Source organism: Burkholderia sp. SRS-W-2-2016 (genome assembly GCF_001931485.1).
Taxonomy (GTDB): Bacteria; Pseudomonadota; Gammaproteobacteria; order Burkholderiales; family Burkholderiaceae; genus Paraburkholderia.
In genome coordinates, this window is record NZ_MSDV01000023.1 from 163391 (window position 1) to 179712 (window position 16322).

Genomic DNA, 16322 nt, shown 5'->3' on the forward strand with positions numbered 1-16322 from the left:
CCCTCCATTTCCCGTCCAGGGCTCGCCCAGAGCCTCCCGCCGCGCTTCGCACGCACTCAAAAAAAGTGCCATTGAATCTACTTTTTGTGTAGGGACGCCCGTCCCGTCCTCCCATATTCTTACGCCATCGAGACGACACGTCCGGTGCCGCAACCCCAATCCCCGCGGCGCCCGGCGATTAATCCACAGGAGAGGATGTTGACCAAGAAAGTCCCGCTCAAGATCGCGATCGCTGAGCTTCCGCATACGCTGGCCGTCCGCAATGGTTCGATTCCGATCGAAGGCGTCGACGCCGAATTCGTCGACGTCAAACCGCAAATCGGCGCGTTCCGCCGGATGGTGCGCGACGTCGAGTTCGACGTTTGCGAACTGGCGCCGACCACTTACATCATCGCCCGCGCGTATGGCGCGCCGTTCGTCGGTCTGCCGATTTTCGTCACGCGGCGTTTCCATCACGGCGGTCTGCTGGTGCGCCCGGATGCCGGCATCAATACGCCGAAGGATCTCGAAGGCAAGAAGGTCGGCGTGCGCGCGTATTCGGTGACGACCGGCGTGTGGACGCGCCAGGTGCTGATCGACGAATTCGGCCTCGATTCGTCGAAGGTCACGTGGGTCGTCGACGACGAAGAGCACGTGACGCAACTGAAGCTGCCGGAGAACGTCGTGCACGCGCCGAAGGACAGCTCGCTCAATCAGATGATGGCGTCGGGCGAACTGGTCGCGGGTTTTGCCGCGGCGGCGGGGATTGGCCGCACCGGCGCGCCGACCGGCGGCTGGCAGGAACTCGAAACCGATTATCCGGACCTGCTGCCGAATGCGACCGAACTCGAAACCGAGTACTACGCGCGCACCGGCGTCTATCCGATGCACGGCACGATCGTCGTGAAGGACTCGGTGCTGGCCGAGCATCCGTGGATCGCGAAGTCGCTGTTCGATGCTTTCTCGCAGGCGAAAAACGAATGGCTCGCACGCCTCGACGCGGGCGAAGCGAAGGCCGCGAGCGACAAGAAGTATCTGGAATTGCGCAAGATCGTCGGCCACGATCCGCTGCCGTACGGTCTGAAGGAAAACCTGAAGACGATCGAAACGCTCGAAGCCACCGCGTTCAAGCAAGGGCTCACGCCGCGCCGCATGTCGATCGACGAGCTGTTCGTCGATCCGCTCGCTCAGTGAGCGCCACACGCCGAACCTCGACGATTCGAACGGAGACACCATGATTATCGATTGCCACGGTCACTTCACGACCGTGCCCGCATCCTTTCGCGCATGGCGCGCGAAACAGGTCGAATTCGCGAACGACCCGGCCAACGCGCCGTCGCGTGACGGCGCTTATGTCAGCGACGACGAGATTCGCGAAGCGATCGGCAACGGTCAGCTGAAACTGCAGCGCGAGCGCGGCAGCGACCTGACGCTGTTCTCGCCGATCGCCGGCCTGATGAGCCATCACCTCGGCAACGAACGCACGAGCCTCGAATGGGCCGAAGTGTCGAACGACCTCGTGTACCGCGTGACCGAACTGTATCCGGACAATTTCGCGCCGGTCTGTCAGTTGCCGCAATCGCCGGGCGCCGCGCCGGCCAATTCGATTGCCGAGTTGCGCCGCTGTGTCGAACAGCTCGGTTTTGTGGGCTGTAACCTGAATCCGGACCCGAGCGGCGGCTACTGGACCGGCAAGCCGGTGACCGACCGCGAGTGGTATCCGCTGTACGAAGCGCTGGTCGATCTCGATGTGCCCGCGATGATTCACGTCGCCGCATCGTGCAACCCGTGTTTTCACGGCACCGGCGCGCATTATCTGAATGCGGATACTTCGGTGTTCATGCAGATTCTGCAATCGGACCTGTTCAAGGATTTCCCGACGCTGCGGCTGGTGATTCCGCACGGCGGCGGCGCGGTGCCGTATCACTGGGGCCGTTATCGCGGGATGTCGCTGGAAATGCGCGAGCGTCCGCTGGAAGGATTGCTAAACAATATCTTCTTCGACTCGTGCGTGTATCACCAGCCGGGCGTCGAACTGCTGACCAAGGTGATTCCGGCCGATAACGTGCTGTTCGGCTCGGAGATGATCGGCGCGGTGCGCGGCAAGGATCCGGCCACCGGTCATTACTTCGACGACACCAAGCGCTATCTGGACAGCTGCGCGGCGTTGAGCGGCGAAGACCGTTACAAGATCTTCGAAGGTAATGCACGGCGAGTCTATCCGCGCCTCGATGCACGGCTGAAGGCGCGCGGAAAATAAGCGCGCGAACATTGACCGCGCAAACGCGGGCGGCGCGCAGCCGCTCGCCATGAGCAAGCTACCGAGGCATTCATGACTTCCTCAATCGTTGATATTCACCCGCACATCATCTCCGACGACGAAAAGCGCTATCCGCCCGCGCCGTTGTTCGGCAAGCGCTCGGACTGGTCGCAGGAACGGCCGACCACGGTCGAGACGCTGATCGCGTCGATGGACGCGGCCGGCGTCGCGAAGGCTGCCGTGGTTCATTCGTCGACGACCTATGGTTTCGACAATAGCTACGTGGTGGACGGCTGCAATCAGTACAAGGACCGGCTGGTGGCGGTCGGTTCGGTCGATATGCTGGCCGACGATGTTCCCGCGGTGATTAAAGGCTGGGCCGGCAAGGGCCTCGCGGGTCTGCGGATTTTCACCGGCGGCTCGACCAAGGATTTCGATCCGAGCGAACTCGACAATCCGAAGTCGTTCCGCGCGTGGGAAGCGCTCGCCGAACTGGCGCTGCCGATGTGCATCCAGACCGGCCCGATCGGGCTGCCGCAAGTGCGTATGCTGGCGGAGAAGTTTCCGCGCGTGAACATCATCCTCGATCACCTCGGCCGTCCCGACGTGCTCGACGGGCCGCCGTACGCGAACGCGGCGAGCCTGTTCGAGCTGGCCGATCTGCCGAATCTTTACATGAAGCTGACGCCGCGCATTTTCGGCGACGTGAAGAAAGAGAAGGCGAGCGCGGAGACGTTTTTCCCGCGCGTGGTCGAAGCATTCGGCGCGCAGCGGCTCGCGTGGGGTTCGAACTATCCGACTTCGCCGGGTACGCTCGCGGAAATTCTCGCGACCGCGCAAGCGGGGCTCGCGTGCCTGAATGATACGGACCGCGAATGGATTTTTGGCAAGACCGCGCGGCAGTTGTATCCGGCGCTCGCCTGATAGCGGGCGAAGGCGGCCGGGCGCGACTGAGCAAAATTCAGCGGCGGCCGCCTCGCGGCAATCAAACCAACCGAAGAGAACAAACAGATGGAGACAGGCAAATCCGAACCGCGCGGCAGCGTGAACCGCTGGGCGGTGCTCGCGCTGCTGGCGCTCGGCGTGCTGATTTCGTTTGTCGATCGCACCAGCATTTCGTCGACGCTGGCCGATCCGGCTTTCGTGCGGCACTTCGCGCTGAGCGACATCGATCGCGGCTGGATCAACGCGGCGTTCTTCTGGTCGTATGGGCTGTTTCAGGTGCCGATGGGCTGGGTCGCCGACCGCTACGGCGTCAAATGGCCGTATGCGATCAGCTTCGCGCTGTGGTGCATCGCGACCGCGTTGATGGGCCTCGTGACGACGCTCGGCGCGCTGGTGCTGATGCGGCTGATCGTCGGCGTGGCCGAGGCGATCGTGATTCCGGCCAGCTACCGCTGGATCCGCAACAACTTCGACGAGCGGCAGAACGGTCTCGCGGTCGGCCTGCTGGCGATGGGCAACAAGTTCGGCCCCGCGCTGGGCGCGCCGATCGCCGCGTGGATCATCGTCACGTACTCGTGGAAGCTGATGTTCATCGCGACCGGTCTGATCGGCCTGCTGTGGCTCGCGCCGTGGCTGCTGATGGTGCGCAACGATCTGCCGTCGAAAGAGCAGCTCTCGCAGGCGAGCCGCAGCGCCCGCACGGTGACGCTCGCGAACATCCTGTCGAGTCCGGTGGTGTGGGGCGGAATGATCACGAACTTCTGCTACGGCTACTTCACGTTCTACTGCATGACGTGGATGCCGGCTTATCTGGTCGAGCAACGCGGTCTGTCGATCACGCGTTCGGGGCTGTTCACGTTCTTCAGCTTCGCCGGTATCGCGATCGTCGCGGCGCTGGCGGGCTCGGCGGCCGACCTGATCATCGCGCGCGGCAAGGATCCGATCCTGGTGCGCAAGGCGTTCACGGTGACCGGCTTCATCGGCGGCTGCAGCGTGCTGCTCGGCGCGTATGCACCGACTTTGCAGATGGCGCTGTTCTGGAATGTGCTGTCGCTGTCGCTGCTGGGCTTCGTCACCGCGAACAACCTCGTGCTGTCGCGGCTGACGTTGATTCCGCGTCAGGCAATCGGCCTCGTCACCGGCGTGCAGCAACTCGCGACCAGTCTCGCGGGCGGGGTGGCCGCGAGTTTGTCCGGCTGGCTGCTGCACGTGAGCGGCAGCTACACGATGCCGATGATGGTGATCCTGGGATTCCTGATCGTCGGCGCGCTGGCCACGATTTTTCTGTATCGCCCCGAATGGTCGCCGAAGGTGACCGACGCACCGAACACGCTACGGCAGGCCTGAACGGCCTGCGCACACATCAATTCACTGAGAAACACACATGGCGAAAATCGTATTCGGGATGGCGGTGCCGCACAGCGGCATGCTGGGTCAGGCACCGGAAGACTGGCTCAAGAACGGCGAGCGCGACCGCAATAATCCGCAGTTGTGGTTCCGCAATCGCACGTGGACCTACCCGGAACTGGAAGCGCATCGCGAAGCGGCGTTCGAGCCGTACCTGACCCTCGAAGAACGCACCGCGCGCGCCGCGCGCTGCCGCAGCGCGCTCGACACGATGGCCGCCGCGTACCGCGAAGCGAAGATCGACGTCGCGATCATTCTCGGCAAGGACCAGAAGGAGATCTTCACCGACTTCTCGCCGTCGATCGCGATCTATAGCGGCGCGCAAGTGCACAACGGTCCGCCGCAACGGTCGGTGTACGCGCCCGATCATCACGTCACGCACGACTGTCATCCGAAGTTGGCGACTTACCTGATCGAGTACTTCCAGAAAGAGAACTTCGATCTGACCGATCTGTTCGCGTGGCCCGACAACGTGTGGATGAAACCGTTGCCCGAGTACCCGGTGGTGCCGCACGCGTACAGCTTCGTCTATCACCAGATCATGGGCGACAACCCGCCGCCGCACGTGCCGGTGATCATGAACTGCTTCTATCCGCCGACCCAGCCTTCGATGTCGCGATGCATCGAATTCGGCCGGGTACTGCGCGACGCGCTCAATGCGTGGCCGGACGATGTGCGGGTCGGCATTTTCGCGTCGGGCGGGCTGTCGCATTTCGTCAATGACGAAGAGTTCGATCACCGCATCATGAAGATGCTGGCCGAGTACGACTACGACGGTCTCGCGGCGGTCGACAACCGTTCGTACCAGTCGGGTACTTCCGAAATCAAGCTGTACGTCAGCGTGATGAAAGCGGTGCAGGAAACCGGCGCGGAAATGACGCTGGTCGATTACGTGCCGTGCTGGCGCACGCCGGCCGGCACCGGCGAAGGAATGGGCTTCATGTACTGGAAAGCCGCCGACTGAGCAGGCAAGTCCAGCTTTATCCGCTATTCACGAGAGAAACACATCATGAGCGATAACCGCCTCAATGGGATCATTCGCGCGTTCGAATCCGGCAAGCCCGCATTCACCGCATTTTCGAAGCTCGACAAGCAGACCGCGATCGACATGAGCGACGCGCCGTACGACGGCATCGTGTTCGAAATGGAGCACAACCCGTACGACGTGAGCGCCCTCGGTGACGCATTGCAGTACATGCTCAATCGCAAGGCGATCGTCGAAGCGGGTTCGGTTGCGCCGCGCGTGACGCCGATCGCGCGGATTCCGGCCAACGGCGCGGAAATGAATCAGGCATTCGCGAAGCAGGTACTCGATCGCGGCGTGTATGGCGTGGTGTGGCCGCATATTTCGACCGTCGAGCAGGCATATAACGCGGTCGCGTCGTGCCGCTATGCGCGGCCCAAAAACGCGCCGCTGTACGAGCCGAAGGGTGTGCGCGGCGACGGCCCGGCAACCGCATCGCGCTACTGGGGCCTCAGCATGGCAGACTACTACCGCAAGGCCGACGTGTGGCCGCTCGCGCCGGAAGGGGAGATTCTCGTCGGCCTGATGTGCGAAAGCACCGAGGCGATCGAGAACCTCGACGACATTCTCTCGAACGTGCCGGGCATCGGTTTCATTCTGATCGGCGAAGGCGACTTGAGCCAGCAGCTCGGCCATCCGCGCGACTATGAACATCCGGAAGTGGTCGACGCGATGCGCCAGATCGTGGCTACCTGCCACAAGCACAACGTGGTGGTCGGCAATCCGCACGTGAACGCGAAGAATCACAAGCGGCTGATCGAAGAGGGTTACCGCTTCCTGATGTCGGCGCCGCTGCGCAGCTATGGCGTGGTCGGCATGGCGCGCGAGATGGCGGGGTACTAAATGAATGGAGCCGAAAGCCTCGTCGACACGCTGACCGAACGCGGCGTCGATATCTGCTTCGCGAATCCGGGTACGTCGGAAATGCATTTTCTGAAGGCGCTCGAAAACCCGCGCATGCGCAGCGTGCTGTGTCTGTTCGAAGGCGTGTGCACCGGCGCCGCCGACGGCTACTACCGGATGAAGGACACGCCCGCGTCGACGCTGCTGCATCTCGGGCCCGGACTCGCGAACGGGCTCGCGAATATTCACAATGCGCGGCGCGCGTCGTCGGGCATGGTCAATATCGTCGGCGAGCATTCGGCTGCGCATCTGAAATACGATCCGCCGTTGATGTCGGATATCGAAGGGCTCGCGCGCCCGCTCAGTCATTGGGTACGGCGGGTCGAGTCGTCGCGCGCGGTCGCGTGGGACGTCGCCGCCGCGGTCGATAAAGCCAGCGAGTATCCGGGGCAAATCGCCACGCTGATCCTGCCCGGCGATGCGTCGTGGCAGGAGGCCGGCGAGAAGGTCTCGGTGCCGGAGCCGGCGGTTATTCAGCCACGCAAGCCCGACGCCGCCCGCGTCGAGCATATCGCCCAGGTATTGCGCTCGGGCGAGCCCGCGCTGATCGTGCTGGCCGGCCGCGCCACCCGCGGCCGCGCGCTCGAACTGGCGGGCAAGCTGAAGGCGGCCAGCGGCTGCCGTCTCGCGACGCAGTTCTTCAGCGCGCGGATCGAACGCGGCGCGGGACGCGTGACGCTCGAACGGATTCCGTACGCGGTCAATGCGGCGGTCGATTATCTGAAAGGCTTTCGCCACATCATCACGGTCGAGACCACCGAGCCGGTCGCATTCTTCAGTTATCCGGACAAACCGAGTCTGCTGAAAGCGCCCGGCACCACGGTGCACGCGCTCGCCGAAACCGGCGAGGACGGCACCGCCGCGCTCGAAATGCTGGTCGACGCTTTGAACGCAGCGCATACGCCGGCCGTGTTGCAGCAGCGCGCGGACGCGGTCGCGCCGAGTGGCGCATTGACGCCGGCGAGCATCGCGCAGGCACTGGCCGCCGCGTTGCCCGAGGACTGCATCCTCGTCGACGAGTCGCTGACCACCGGGCGCGAGACGATGGGTCTGACCGTCGGCGCCGCGCGCCACGATCTGATCAACAACATGGGCGGCTCGATCGGTTATGGCACCCCTGTCGCGACAGGCGCCGCGCTCGCATGTCCGGAGCGGCGGGTGTTCTGCATGGTCGGCGACGGCAGCGCGATGTACACGATCCAGTCGCTGTGGACCCAGGCGCGCGAAGGTCTGAACATCACGACGATCATTTTCGCCAACAACAGCTACGCAATCCTGAAGGCCGAGTACGCGAACATGGGCGCCGGCGCGCCGGGCGAACGCGCGCTCGCGATGATCGATATCGACCGTCCACGGATCGACTGGCTCGCGATGGCGAAGAGCATGGGCGTGCCGGCGGTCGCGGTCGACAGCGCGGACGCTTTCCACAAGGCGATGAGCGATTCGGTGCACGCGGCCGGCCCGTGTCTCATCGAGGTGAGACTGTAATTTCATTCAAGCATAAGGATCGATATCCATGACCACGACGCAAACCACGGCGCCGACGCTGCGCGTCAATCTGGCCGAATATCCGGTGACCAAAGCGCTGCGCGACGGCCGCGTGAGTACCGACCTCGCGAAACTCGACTTCTGCGGACCGACGCCCGCGCATAACGGCTTCAAGGCGATGGTGCGCGAGAACGCGTTCGACGCGGGCGAACTCGCGATCGTCACGTTCCTGCAGGCGAAGGCGTACGGCAAGCCGTACGTGCTGCTGCCGGCACCGATCTCGGGGCGTTTCCAGCATCATTGCGCGGGCTTCAATATCGACTTCGGCCATCTCGACCCTAAGGATATCGAAGGGAAAAAGGTTGGCGTGCGCACCTACACGCAGACCACCGCGCTGTGGATTCGCGGCATTCTGCGCCACGAATACGGCGTCGATCTCGACAAGGTCACGTGGATGACGCTCGGCGACGGCCACCTTTCCGAGTACCGCGATCCGAACAACTGCGTGCGCCTGCCGGCCGGTTCGTCGATTCCGCAGATGATGATGAACGGAGAACTCGCCGCGGCATTGCTCGGCGAGGACATGCCGAAGGATGCGCGCGTGCGCACGCTGGTGCCCGATGCGCAGAACGCGGCCAAAGCGTGGTTCGCGCGTGAAGGCGTGGTGCCGGTCAATCATATGTTCGTCGTTCATGAAGAACTGTCGAAAGCGCGCCCGGATATCGTGCGTGAGCTGTACCGGATGATCGTGGAGAGCCGCGCGCAAACCGAAGGCGGCACGCCGGCGGTGTTTCCGCCGATCGGTCTGGAGCAGAACCGCAAGGGCCTGCAACTGGCGATCGATTGGGCATTGGATCAGAAGATCCTGCCGCATCGTCTGTCGGTCGACGAGCTGTTCGACGACGTGACCGGCAGCCTCGGCTGAGCGTGAGGCCACGAGTGATAAGCGCCGGCCGCGCTGCCGGTCCGGCGCCGATGAAGACTAAAAATGGAGACTAGTACTGTGCGTGCTTCACTGCAGATAAAAACGAAAGTTCTGTCCGGCCTCGCGATTGCCGCGGCTATTGCCGCCGCATTCGTGCCGGCGGCGGGCGCCGCGACGGCGACTGCAACCGTAACGGCCACCAAAGGCGACCTGCTGATCTACCGGATCGGCCCGACCACTTCCGAGCTATATATCGCCAATGCCGACGGCAGCAACGAACACCGGCTGCTGCCGTCCGACGGCTTCGACTATCACGGCTCGTTTTCGCCGGACGGCAAATGGATCGTGTTCACGTCGGAGCGCGACGGCCTCGGTCACGCGAGCCTGTATCGCGTGCGCGCGGACGGCACGGGACTGCAACGGCTGACCGACTCGATCGGCATCAGCGATGCGGCAGTCTTCAATCCGGCCGATCCGAATCTGATTGCGTTCGTGTCGTCGCGGCGCGAGCGCGATACGTGGGGCACCACGAATATCTGGACGCTGAATCTGAAGACCGGCGCGCTGCATAACGTGACCGGCGACCTCAAGTTCGACGCCGATAAGCCGCACAGTTTCTTCCGGCCGTCGTGGTCGCCGGATGGCAAATGGATTGCGTTGTCGTCGGATCTCGGCACCGACTGGCGCGGCCATAATTTGCCGGTCGGTTGGGAGCGCACGCAGGAAAGCGCGATCTACGAGATTCATCCGGACGGCTCGGGTTTTAAGCAGATCAGCGCGCGCGCCGGTTATGCACAGGGCTCGCCCGCGTGGTCGGCGGACGGCAAGCGGGTGGTGTTCTACGAGACGCCGGTCGAATCGACGTGGGGCGCGCATCGTCCCGAGGCAATCGGCAAGGTCAGCACGCAACTCGTGCAGGTGGACGTCGCGTCGGGCGCGCGCACCGAACTGACGAATACGCCGGGATTCAAGGTGTTTCCGCAATTCGTCGGCGCGAGCAACGTCGCGTATCACATCAAGAACGGCGCGCAGGAAGGGCTATTTACGACGGACGGCCACGCGCGCGCGACCGCGGGCAGCGGCATCCGCTCGCCGCATTATTCGGCGGACGGCAAGCAGGTCGTCTACGAAAAGGTCGTGTACGGCAAGCCGTTCCATCCGAACGGTACGAAGCTGTTCAGTTTCGATCCGCAGTGGAACTACCGTTTCGTCGACGTGTTCCCGCAGCTCTCGCGCGACGGTAAATCGCTCGTGTACACGGAGAAGGCGGTCGGCTCGTCGATCGTGGTCGCCAATACCGACTTCAGCGACGCGCGTCATATCTACGATCCGCTCACCAGTGGCCTCGAACCGAAATTGATCAAGATGGGGTTGGCGGGCGCGTTCCAGCCGACATGGTCGCCGGACAAGCAATGGGTCGCGTTCGGCGTGGGCGGCTGGTTCTTCATGCGCGACCACATGCCGGGCCGCATCATGCGCATCAAGGCCGACGGCAGCATGGACGGCAAGCCGGAGATTCTGACCGACGGCAAGGAAAACGCGGGTTTTCCGAGCTATTCGCCGGACGGCACGCGGATTGTGTACCGGGTGTGGAGCGAGCAGGACAAGGGGCTGCGGATTCTCGATCTGGCCACGCACCAGAGCACGGTGCTGACCACCGAGCCGGATAACTTGCCGGGCTGGTCGCCGGACGGCACGAAGATCGTGTTCACGCGCAAGGAGATCAATCCTGGCGATACTAACAAGTTCCACTACGACGTGTACACGATCAACCCGGACGGCACGGACGTGCGGCGCCTGACGCCGCAGGGCTCGAACCAGGCGCACGCGACATGGACGTGGGATAACCGCATCGCGTACAGCTCCGGCGAGTACGGGTTCCGCGACGAGCTTTCGCTGTACGACGATACGTTCCAGCCGGATGGTCAGAACTGGGTGATGAACGCGGACGGCAGCGACCGGCATGCGATCACCGATACGGTCTGGGAAGATTCGATGCCGTTGTATATCCCGAAGCAGTAAGGCCTCCGAAGCATCGCGCGCGGGGTGAGCTTCAGCCGCCCCGCGCGTGTCCCAGACTCCGCTGCAACGCCGCCTGCTCGACCGGCTTGACCAGATGATCGTCGAAGCCGGCTTCGCGGTTCCTTTATTCGCGGATTTCGCGGCGCCCGCCGGCGGAGGCATCGGCTTGCGTGAGCTGCGCTTCATTGTTCATATCGTTGACTTTCGGCGCCCATTCGCGCCGCAGCAGCACAACCGTACTCGTCGCGCCGGTCAGCAGAAAAACGAAGATCGCCCGCATCGGCCATTCGTAGCTGCCGCCGATATGCAGCAGCCAGCCGGACAGACTCGCGGAGACGCCGCCGGCGAGACTCGCGGCCACCTGTTGCAAACCGGTATTCAGACCGACCGCCTGTTTCGGAATCAACGTGAGCTTGCATAGCGCGAGCGTATTGGCGGTGACCAGGCCGAGCAGCGACAACGACACTACATTCCAGAACAACGCGATGCGCAGCGTCGGCGCATACGCGCCGAGCAGTACCGTGGTGCCGCCGATAAAGCCGGCGACGATAAAGCATTTACGCACGAGCACCGCATCGTGGCCGCGCGCGATCAGCCGGTCCGCGCTCCAACCGGCGAGCGCCGCGACGATCGCGATGCCGGCAAAACTGAAGAACGTATAGAGTCCGGATTTTTCCAGCGAAAGACCGCGTTGCTCGACCAGATAGGCGGGCATCCACGTCATGCAATAGAACGCGAAATAGCTGTAGCAGAAGTTATTGACGAGCCCGCCCCACACGACTGGACTGACCAGAAGATTTTTCAGCGGGACCGACGCGGCGCGCCGCTTCGCGACCGCGAGTGCTTCGCGCGACGGATAGTCGTTGCGGACCATCACGAGCCACGGCAGCAGCCACAGCAAACCGATCAGGCCGGTCGCGACGAACATCGCCCGCCACGAATGATTGACGATGATCCACGCGGCGATCGGTGCGCCGAGCGCCGGACCCATCTTGCCGCCGATCGAAAAAATGCCGAGCGCGGTGCCTTTCTGCGTTTCCGCGAAGTGGTCGGCCAGATAGCGATAAGTGGCCGGCACGACGACCGACTCGGCGACGCCGATCATGAGACGCATCGCGATCAACGCGGCCAGCGTCGTTACCATCCCGGTCGCCGCGGCGGCGAGACACCACAGCACGAAGCACAGCGCGTACGGCCATTTGACGCCGTAACGATCGACGATCCAGCCCATCGGCATCTGCACGACACCATACGACCAGAACACCGCCGAATTGAGCCAGCCGCGCTCGACGCTGGTCAACGCGAATTCGCGCACGAAATGCCGGTCCGCGAGCGCGGCGGACAGGCTCGTGCGATCGACGAACGAGATCATCAGGCCGAGTGCGAGCAGCACGAGGATCGCCCACGGGTTCTCGGTGCGTGAGTCGGGGCGGAGTGCGAGTTTCATCGTGGCGACTTCCGTGTCGTGGCGGGGCCGTTAAACGAACTTCGGCGGCCCGCTATGGCGGGCCGCCGAAGTCTGGTTTCATTCAACCGGTCCTATTCAACCGGTTTATTTCACTGGCACTCGCGCTCAGAAATGAATTTCCGCCATCACCATCGGTGCCGACGTGATCGTGCTGACCGCCGCGTGAGTCGGCGTGCCGTACATGTGATACCAGTACTCGTAGCCGAGCCCCGCGTAAAACGCGCGCGGATGGCCGATGAACGAGCCGAGATCGGCGAGCAGCGACATGCGCGTGAGAAATTCCGTGGTGGTTTCGACGCCGAAGCCGTCCTTGCCCTTCGGTCCGGTCACGCTCGCGAAGCCGCGGAACATCAACGGCACCGGACCCGCGCGGAACGGGAACAGCCACGAGCTTTCGAGGTGCCATGCGGGATTGAAATGCACGTCGGCGCCGACAATGCCGTTGTGATTGCTTTCGGTGCGCACCCCGGCGGTGAAGTTCAGGAAGCCGCGCGGCAATTTGAACTCGACCGTCGGCCCCAGCACGAGCATCCGCGCGCGTTGCGCGAAAGAGTCGTTCTTCACGCCGAATTCATAGCCGACGGTCATGCCGACGTCGCGAATCACACCGATCCCCACCGGCCGGCCGAGAATCTTGCCGGCGCTCAGCGTGACCCGGCCGACGCTGTAGACCTCCTGCGCGCCGCCGTTGGACGGACCGCCGGCTTCCGGGTTGGCCGAGTTCGACACCAGATAGTCGACATTGAACGCGTAGCTGCCGAAGCGGAAACCGCCGATCGTGGTCAGATAGCCGATGTTCTGCGCGACCTTCTCCGGGACGCCGGGGTAGTGGAAGTTGCTGCCATAGCGATAGCCGATATAGGTGTCGTTCCACGACACCGGCGGCGCGCCCAGTTGCTCGGCCGATTTCAGATCGGGGGCTTCGAGCGGCGCGTTGGCGTTCGGTTGCGTGACGAGAGGCTGCTGCGTGGGCGAGGCCGGCGACGCGTTCGGCGGGCTGAATACTTCGGCATGACTGAATTCGCTCAAGCAGCAGAACAGGGCCGCGCCGAGCAGCGACTTGCGCAAAGCAGGGGGAATCTTCTTCATGTCTCCGTCCATATGGTTTTTTTCAGCCCCGTTGCCGTTAGACGTTTCTCGAGGACGAGCGGGGGCCTGATACGCGATGCCGGCTTGAACCGGTCGGCGTACGTTTTCTGTAGAAGGCCAGGGGAAATGCGGATGCGTGGCGTGGTGCGCCGGATTGACTGGGGTGGGCTGTCTCCGTCGGTAATTTATTTGTGTGAGACAGATGGTATGGGATGGTCGCGCGGGCGCCTTTACACAAAAGTTAGATTCGCTGGCATTTTTTTAATCCGCGGGTGCGCAGTTGCAATGCGAAAAATAAGCGGGCCTATTCGCGCATTAAATTTAGGCCTACGTATGTATAAAGAGAATTCGGCCCACGCGCCGAAATGATCGGAAAAATTCCCGGTTTCCGTGAGCGCTTCGACGGTGCTAGGATGATGCGCCGAAGCCGGGGCGGCTTACGCGATGATCAGGGTAATTACCTGCCCCGGCTCCAACCATCAAAAGTACTGAATGCCGGGCATCGCCGCGAGTAGGCCGCGGCCCGGCAGCCGTCGATGTTCCGCGGCGGCGCGTGCTGGCCAGCAGCGTCGCGAGCGGAAACGAACGGCCGTAAGGAGACTGTATGACACTCAGCGCCGCGGCAAAGCAGCAGCCCAGAGCCGCCCGGAAAGAGAAGCGGACCACCGTGCCGAAGGTTCGTTTATACGTGGAGCGGCCGGAAGAAAAGCACTGGTTCGTGAACGTCGGCCACGTGACCGATCGCGGCCGCTGGCGCACCGAGCCGCACGCGCATCCGGCCTACGGTCAGGGGATTTTCGTGCGCAGCGGGCGCGGTGTGATGAATCTGGAAGGCAGCAGCGTGCCGTTCGAAGGGCCGTGCGCGTTGCTGCTGCCGACCGAATGCGTGCATGGGCTCGACTACGAAGTCGACGTCGACCGCTGGGTCGTGACGATCGAAGTTGCGTATCTGACCCAGGTGAACGCGAAGCTGCGCGAGTTCATCGCGCTGTGGGAAGCGCCTCGGGTGATTCCGCTGGCGGATTCGCCGGCGGCGGGCATGGAGTTCTACAGCCTGATCAATAGCCTGAAGCAGGAGGCCGAATCCGATGCGATCGGCCACGTGGTCGGCACCGAAGCGCTGCTGACCATGCTGCTGCTGAAGCTCGCGCGCGAAACGCCGCTCGAACAGCCGGCGAGCGAAAACACCACGCGCAACGATATGCGCCAGGTGGATCGCTTTCGCAAGCTGATCGACGAGCACTACCGCGAAAATCTGACGCTGCAGGATTACGCGTCGATGATGGCCGTGTCGCTGGTGCAATTGCGCGCGGCGTGCGCGTCGGCGGCCGAGCAGAGTCCGACCAAGATGATTCACGCGCGCATCATCACCGAGGCGAAGCGCAATCTGATTTTCGGCGATATGTCGGTCGAGCAGATCGCGTTCGGACTCGGCTTCGCGGATGCCGCTTATTTCACGCGCTTTTTCCGCCGCGAAGTCGGCCAGGCGCCGAGCCAGTTTCGCGTCGCCGCGCGTCAGCAATAAATCCAGGCGAAGCGTTTTTTTGTGCAAGGACGCCGGCTGGCGATTCGGCTACGCTTGGCCGGATCGCTCACCTTGCCTGCGTCTTTACGTTCATCGAATATGACCCGGTTGTTCCAGAAAAATCGCGTCGCGCGTCGTGCGCTGACGGCGGCGGGTGCCGCATTGACGTTGTCGGTCGGCAGCTTCGCCGCGCCATTGATGGCCGCCGCTTTGGCGCCGGCTCCGCATACAGAACTGGTCTACGTCGGCACGCTGCAAAAGCAGATCGGCGCGCTGCGCCTCGATACGTCGAGCGGCGCTCTGACTGCAATCGGCCCCGTTGCCAGCGGGCCGAAATCGACGTGGGTCAGCGCATCGCCGACACTGCCGGTCCTCTATGCGGTCGACGACGACAGCACGAAAGAAGGCAGCATCACCGCATATGCGGTCGATCGCGATAACGGCTCGCTCGGCAAAATCAATTCGGTTCTTACCGGCGGGCGCGGGACTACTTTTCTGCGAGTCGATCCGCGCTCGGCGACCGTGTTCGGCGCGAACTACAACAGCGGGTCGGTATCGAGTGTCGCGATCAATCCGGACGGCAGTGTCGGTGCGCTCGTATCGACAATCGAAGAAACCGGCTCGGGCCCGAATCGCCGCCAGGCGAGCGCGCATGCGCACGCTGTGGCGATCGATCCGTCCGGCCGCTATGCGCTCGTCCCCGATCTGGGCGCGGACCGCGTGTTCGTCTATCGCTTCGATCGCGCGACGCATGCGCTAGCGCAGGACGACACCACGCGCGCGCACAGCTACGTGGCGCCGCCGGGCAGCGGGCCGCGTCATCTCGAGTTCGGCGCGAACGGCCAGTTCGTTTATCTGCTGACCGAGTTGAGCGCGGAAGTGATCGTGTTTCGTTGGGATGCCGCGCAAGGCACGCTCACGCAGGTGCAGTCGCTGCCGATCAGCAGCGATGGATTCGCAGGCGTGAAAAGCGGCGCCGAAATCGCGCTCAGTCACGACGGGCGTTTCGTGTATGTCGAGAATCGCGGCGAAAATTCGCTGGTCGTGTATCGGGTGAATCCGCACACCGGCGAACTCTCGTTGTTGCAGCGGGTGTCGTCGGGCGGCGAGAAGCCGTGGGGTTTCGGCATCGATGCGACGGGCAAATGGCTGCTGGTCGCCAATCAGCGCAGCGGCAAGGTGACCGTATTCGGTATCGATACCGAGTCGGGCACGCTGTCCGATACCGGCCAGGCCGCCGAGCTTGCCGATCCCACCAGCATCGCGTTCGTGCAGTAGCGTGCGCGC

At 63.3% G+C, this 16322-nt stretch carries 13 protein-coding genes; 11 read left to right on the top strand and 2 right to left on the bottom strand.

The window, feature by feature from the left end:
• Positions 1–195 precede the first annotated feature (195 nt).
• From BTH42_RS11500 to BTH42_RS11540, 9 genes are all read left to right on the top strand, one after another.
• The gene (locus BTH42_RS11500) at positions 196–1173 is read left to right on the top strand and encodes a PhnD/SsuA/transferrin family substrate-binding protein (RefSeq protein ID WP_075299227.1); all 978 of its coding nucleotides are present in this window, start codon (positions 196–198) and stop codon (positions 1171–1173) included.
• A 40-nt stretch (positions 1174–1213) separates the two neighbouring features.
• The gene (locus BTH42_RS11505; protein ID WP_075299229.1) at positions 1214–2239 is read left to right on the top strand and encodes an amidohydrolase family protein; all 1026 of its coding nucleotides are present in this window, start codon (positions 1214–1216) and stop codon (positions 2237–2239) included.
• Positions 2240–2311: 72 nt separating this feature from the next.
• Positions 2312–3163: an amidohydrolase gene (locus BTH42_RS11510; protein ID WP_075299231.1), complete on the top strand. Its 852-nt coding sequence runs from the start codon at positions 2312–2314 to the stop codon at positions 3161–3163.
• An 87-nt stretch (positions 3164–3250) separates the two neighbouring features.
• Positions 3251–4531, top strand: coding sequence for an MFS transporter (locus BTH42_RS11515; RefSeq protein ID WP_075299233.1), 1281 nt, complete (start codon positions 3251–3253; stop codon positions 4529–4531).
• A gap of 37 nt (positions 4532–4568) precedes the next feature.
• Positions 4569–5555 (top strand): protocatechuate 3,4-dioxygenase, encoded by a 987-nt coding sequence (locus BTH42_RS11520; RefSeq protein ID WP_075299235.1) that lies wholly within the window; start codon positions 4569–4571, stop codon positions 5553–5555.
• Positions 5556–5600: 45 nt separating this feature from the next.
• Positions 5601–6458 carry an HpcH/HpaI aldolase/citrate lyase family protein gene (locus tag BTH42_RS11525; protein WP_075299237.1) on the top strand — a complete coding sequence of 286 codons (858 nt, stop codon included), beginning with the start codon at positions 5601–5603 and terminating at the stop codon, positions 6456–6458.
• The gene (locus tag BTH42_RS11530; protein ID WP_075299239.1) at positions 6459–8006 is read left to right on the top strand and encodes an acetolactate synthase large subunit; all 1548 of its coding nucleotides are present in this window, start codon (positions 6459–6461) and stop codon (positions 8004–8006) included.
• Positions 8007–8034: 28 nt separating this feature from the next.
• Complete coding sequence (locus BTH42_RS11535; protein ID WP_075299241.1) at positions 8035–8931, top strand: phosphate ABC transporter substrate-binding protein; 897 nt, start codon at positions 8035–8037, stop codon at positions 8929–8931.
• A 63-nt stretch (positions 8932–8994) separates the two neighbouring features.
• Positions 8995–10953 carry a hypothetical protein gene (locus tag BTH42_RS11540; RefSeq protein ID WP_256701970.1) on the top strand — a complete coding sequence of 653 codons (1959 nt, stop codon included), beginning with the start codon at positions 8995–8997 and terminating at the stop codon, positions 10951–10953.
• A 124-nt stretch (positions 10954–11077) separates the two neighbouring features.
• Here the strand turns inward: BTH42_RS11540 and BTH42_RS11545 are convergent, their stop codons facing one another.
• Both BTH42_RS11545 and BTH42_RS11550 read right to left on the bottom strand, forming a co-directional pair.
• On the bottom strand, positions 11078–12400 hold the full coding sequence (locus tag BTH42_RS11545) for an MFS transporter (RefSeq protein WP_075299245.1): 1323 nt from the start codon (positions 12398–12400) through the stop codon (positions 11078–11080).
• Positions 12401–12526: 126 nt separating this feature from the next.
• Positions 12527–13510 (bottom strand): hypothetical protein, encoded by a 984-nt coding sequence (locus BTH42_RS11550; protein ID WP_143752017.1) that lies wholly within the window; start codon positions 13508–13510, stop codon positions 12527–12529.
• Between the two features lie 604 nt (positions 13511–14114).
• Between BTH42_RS11550 and BTH42_RS11555 the strand changes: the two genes are divergently transcribed.
• Entirely contained in the window at positions 14115–15035 is a 921-nt protein-coding gene (locus tag BTH42_RS11555; RefSeq protein ID WP_075299249.1) for a helix-turn-helix domain-containing protein, read from the top strand.
• Positions 15036–15134: 99 nt separating this feature from the next.
• The gene (locus tag BTH42_RS11560; protein WP_075299251.1) at positions 15135–16313 is read left to right on the top strand and encodes a lactonase family protein; all 1179 of its coding nucleotides are present in this window, start codon (positions 15135–15137) and stop codon (positions 16311–16313) included.
• Positions 16314–16322: the final 9 nt, after the last annotated feature.

What these genes read in the sequence shown, in the direction of transcription:
- BTH42_RS11530 (WP_075299239.1), top strand. Translation starts at nt 6,459, where the DNA reads ATGAATGGAGCCGAAAGCCTCGTCGACACGCTGACCGAACGCGGCGTC.
- BTH42_RS11535 (WP_075299241.1), top strand. Translation starts at nt 8,035, where the DNA reads ATGACCACGACGCAAACCACGGCGCCGACGCTGCGCGTCAATCTGGCC.
- BTH42_RS11520 (WP_075299235.1), top strand. Translation starts at nt 4,569, where the DNA reads ATGGCGAAAATCGTATTCGGGATGGCGGTGCCGCACAGCGGCATGCTG.
- BTH42_RS11550 (WP_143752017.1), bottom strand. Translation starts at nt 13,510, where the DNA reads ATGAAGAAGATTCCCCCTGCTTTGCGCAAGTCGCTGCTCGGCGCGGCC.
- BTH42_RS11525 (WP_075299237.1), top strand. Translation starts at nt 5,601, where the DNA reads ATGAGCGATAACCGCCTCAATGGGATCATTCGCGCGTTCGAATCCGGC.
- BTH42_RS11560 (WP_075299251.1), top strand. Translation starts at nt 15,135, where the DNA reads ATGACCCGGTTGTTCCAGAAAAATCGCGTCGCGCGTCGTGCGCTGACG.
- BTH42_RS11515 (WP_075299233.1), top strand. Translation starts at nt 3,251, where the DNA reads ATGGAGACAGGCAAATCCGAACCGCGCGGCAGCGTGAACCGCTGGGCG.
- BTH42_RS11540 (WP_256701970.1), top strand. Translation starts at nt 8,995, where the DNA reads ATGGAGACTAGTACTGTGCGTGCTTCACTGCAGATAAAAACGAAAGTT.
- BTH42_RS11545 (WP_075299245.1), bottom strand. Translation starts at nt 12,400, where the DNA reads ATGAAACTCGCACTCCGCCCCGACTCACGCACCGAGAACCCGTGGGCG.
- BTH42_RS11555 (WP_075299249.1), top strand. Translation starts at nt 14,115, where the DNA reads ATGACACTCAGCGCCGCGGCAAAGCAGCAGCCCAGAGCCGCCCGGAAA.
- BTH42_RS11505 (WP_075299229.1), top strand. Translation starts at nt 1,214, where the DNA reads ATGATTATCGATTGCCACGGTCACTTCACGACCGTGCCCGCATCCTTT.
- BTH42_RS11500 (WP_075299227.1), top strand. Translation starts at nt 196, where the DNA reads ATGTTGACCAAGAAAGTCCCGCTCAAGATCGCGATCGCTGAGCTTCCG.
- BTH42_RS11510 (WP_075299231.1), top strand. Translation starts at nt 2,312, where the DNA reads ATGACTTCCTCAATCGTTGATATTCACCCGCACATCATCTCCGACGAC.